This window comes from Natrinema soli, assembly GCF_028618695.1.
Genome location: NZ_JAQIVI010000460.1, coordinates 1 through 3,480, shown reverse-complemented (window position 1 = coordinate 3,480; position 3,480 = coordinate 1). Strand labels below are relative to the sequence as shown.

Here is a 3,480-nt window from a genome sequence, read left to right as displayed (position 1 = left end):
GCCCTCGCCGTCCTTGCCGACGGTGACGATGCCGTGGCCGAGGCGGGCCCGGAGCCCCGCGTCCTCGACCGCGGCGGCGACCTCGGGGACGTGGAAGTACATGTCCGCGAAGGCGGTCGTTCCGGATTTGATCAGTTCGAGCAGACCGAGTTCGGCACCGACGCGGACATCGCCGGGCGTCAGCGCTCCCTCGGCGGGCCAGATATCCTCCTGAAGCCACGCCTCGAGGGGCTTGTCGTCGGCGTACCCCCGCAGGAGCGACATGGCGACGTGACAGTGGCCGTTGACGAACCCCGGCGTCACGAGCGAGTCGGCGGCGTCGAGCGTCTCGTCGGCGTCGCCCGCGAGATCGGTCCCGATCTCGAGGATCTCGCCGACATCTCGATCGATCAGTACGTCCGCGGCCGTCACCGTCAGATCGGGGTGGAGGACCCGTCCGTCGGTGATCGCAAGCGTCGTCATTGACTCACGGTTCTCGTCGGGTCGCCTTATACTGTCGATTTCCCGACCCTCTACGGTCGGTGGACTGATACCACCAACCAGTCGTCGGATTTAACAGTTCGATCCGCGAAACCATCGGTATGGGAACGCGATCGCGCCGCGCACGGGTTCGCGCCTTCGTCGACGGCTATCCACCGCGGGCGGCGCTGGCCGACGCCTGGGACGAGCACAGCCGATTCGTGGGCTTTGCAGCCGGCCTATTCGGACTCGGCGTCCTCATCGGCGTCCTCCTCTATGCGGCCGGCTACAACCTGCTCGAGATTATCGCCGACTTGCTCGGGGAGAGCCTCTTCCCCGAGAACATCGGGGAGATGGGCGGGCTCGAGCTAGCCCAGTTCCTGCTGGTGAACAACTCGCGGGCGTTCCTCCTGTCGATACTCGGTGCGTTGACGCTCGGACTCCTCACCGCCTGGGCGATGCTGTTCAACGGCGTCATCGTCGGGAACGTCGGTGCCGTCGTCACGGAGACCGTCGGATTCGATTACATTCTCGTCGGCTTGCTCCCCCACGGAATCTTCGAGCTTCCCGCGCTCTTCATCGCCGCTGGCGTCGGCTTCCGGTTGCTCTACCGGTTCGGACAGCGGATTTTCGGCGCGCGCGACGCGATCGTGACGAAATCCTACCTCTATCGGACGGCCATCCTCGTTCTGGTCGGCTGGTCGCTTCTCGTCGTGGCAGCCTTCGTCGAGGCCTTCGTCACGCCCGCACTCCTCGAGGCCCTGTTCGCCGAACGGCTCGAGGGGATGAGCGGGGTCCCCTGACCGCCGTTGAAGCCGGCAGTGATTCCACGGTTTCGACCAGTTTACGGGGCTGAACGGTCGTGAACGGATCCAATCATCGTCCCCTTTTTTCAGTATTGATTGACTGTCACGGAACATGAACGGACGGATACTCCAGTTACTACTCGTCGCAGCCCTCGTCGCGATCGCCGGGTGTACCGGCGGCATGGGCGGGGACCTGACGAACGATACGACGACCGACGACTCGTCCACGACGGACTCGAGCGACGGCGGCGCGGGAACGGCCGCGTTCTACGTCAGCGACGAGCCGAACGTGATCGACGACTTCGAACATCTCAACGTGACGATTACGAAGGTCGGATTCAAGAAGGCTGGCGAGGGAGGCGACGGTGACTCGGAGGAAACCGACGGCGAGGATACAACCGAGTCCGACGACGAATCACCCAACGAAACCGACGGAGAGACGGATACCAACGAAACGGATGAGGAAGCGAGCGGAGAGATGGACGGCAACGAATCGGAAGCGGAAGACGAGGAGGCTGGTGGAAACGATGACGGCGACGCAAGCGACGGGGGATGGGTCGAGCACGACGTCGACAGTCGGACGGTCGATCTCACCGAACTGAAAGGCGCGAACGCGTCCGTGATCGACGAGTTCGAGTTGCCGGCCGGCGACTACGAGAAAGTCTTCATCTACGTCAGCGACACCGAGGGGATACTGGCCGACGGCAGTACGACGCGGGTGAAGTTGCCGAGCAACAAGCTCCACCTGAACACGGGATTCACCGTCGGTAACGGCGAGCGGGTCGACTTCGTCTACGACATCGCGCCGCACAAGGCCGGGAAGAGCGGGAAGTACATCCTCAAGCCGGTGATCAGTCAGAGCGGCACCGGTGACGATGTCGAAATTCGCGACGTCGACGAAACGAACAGCGACGAGAAAGACGAGAAACAGCGCGGCAACGGGAACGCCGGCGAGAAACGAGCCGAAGCGTCGTAAGATCGAGTGCCTCCGGTCAGCCGCCGACCTGCGCACAGTTTACGGGGCCGATCGGCCGGCCGGTAGAACTCGATTCAATTATCGGTCGTACCCGCCTCGTTTACCGTATTTCTCGTAGAGCGATTCGGGGCGACGCCGCGGCTCCGACCTGCTCGAGTCGAAGGCGAACGGGTACGAGCGCTGTGCGTACCGTGCGAGGCTTTTATGTCTCGTGAGACAGTTTGCCGGGTGAATATTCATCAGCTATCGTGGGTACTGGCAGAGCCGTGCTGAATACAAAGCGCGGATCTCTCAAGGAACCGAGGTTCACTCGAAGAGTGGTGGAGGGACTACCTCCTTCTGCGAGACAAATCAAGCATTATATTTCGAAGATTTATATGGTTTCTTGAAATTATAGAGAGTTGTACAAAGGTTTAAGATAACACACATCGATATACATCATGAAAGATCATGGTAGATGGGGTAGAAGATAGTGAACGCGCTATAGCAGAGGACAGTGAACGCGCTATGAGGGAGATACGTACCGCTGCGGACACACTACGAATGATGCTGGTACGAGTCAGGGAAGCACATCCCGATCTGCCAGAACTCGAGGTCCACATAACAGAACCTGACACAGAGGATTCCCCTTCACTCTCCACAAAATCATCGAGTATGAAAATTGTCATCACTGCTGATACCAAAGAGCACGCGGAACAACATGGCAATCAATTACAGGCTCAAGGTTGTTCTTGCCAGTCTACAGGAGAGACGCAAGTCACATGCTTTTGTAGCATGCACTAAAAGCGCGCTGAGGATTTAGTGCGTGGAAGGAGGCCGGCGGTCCAGTTGATGGACTCCATTCGATGGTGAAAAGAACCGTTTCTGTAGATGCCGATCTGCTGACTACATCCTCTGAACCGTCTGCTTCGACTCGAGCGAAAACCGAGCGAAACTCAAGCAGAAAGTACCCCTCGAGGTCGGAGCGCCGCTCAGCGCCGGAGCCGTCCGAACAGTTCGTAATCGCGGTCGGGTGTGTACCGACGGAAGAGCAGGCTGTTCGAGAGGACCGACACCGAGGACAGCGCCATCGCACCGGCCGCGAGGACCGGCTGGAGCAAGCCGAGCGAGGCCAGCGGGATCATCGCGGTGTTGTAGCCCAGCGCCCAGACGAGGTTCTGCTTGATCTTCTGGAGGGTGGCCTCGGAGATGCGGATGGCCTTCACCACGTCGAGCGGGTCGTCGCGCATCAGGGTCACG

3 protein-coding genes and 1 pseudogene are annotated in these 3,480 nt (G+C 60.4%); 2 read left to right on the top strand and 2 right to left on the bottom strand.

What is annotated here, in order from left to right; translation table 11 throughout:
- Positions 1-462 (bottom strand): amidohydrolase family protein (locus tag PGX04_RS24065; RefSeq protein ID WP_273740823.1); only part of this gene is annotated, 462 nt, incomplete at its 3' end.
- Between the two features lie 119 nt (positions 463-581).
- Between PGX04_RS24065 and PGX04_RS24060 the strand changes: the two genes are divergently transcribed.
- The gene (locus PGX04_RS24060) at positions 582-1,262 is read left to right on the top strand and encodes a stage II sporulation protein M (protein WP_273740822.1); all 681 of its coding nucleotides are present in this window, start codon (positions 582-584) and stop codon (positions 1,260-1,262) included.
- A gap of 115 nt (positions 1,263-1,377) precedes the next feature.
- Entirely contained in the window at positions 1,378-2,241 is an 864-nt protein-coding gene (locus PGX04_RS24055; protein ID WP_273740821.1) for a DUF4382 domain-containing protein, read from the top strand.
- 971 nt (positions 2,242-3,212) lie between these two features.
- Here PGX04_RS24055 and PGX04_RS24050 read toward each other — a convergent pair.
- A pseudogene (locus PGX04_RS24050) lies at positions 3,213-3,480 on the bottom strand (heavy metal translocating P-type ATPase); the annotation flags it as partial.

What these genes read in the sequence shown, in the direction of transcription:
- PGX04_RS24060 (WP_273740822.1), top strand. Translation starts at nt 582, where the DNA reads ATGGGAACGCGATCGCGCCGCGCACGGGTTCGCGCCTTCGTCGACGGC.
- PGX04_RS24055 (WP_273740821.1), top strand. Translation starts at nt 1,378, where the DNA reads ATGAACGGACGGATACTCCAGTTACTACTCGTCGCAGCCCTCGTCGCG.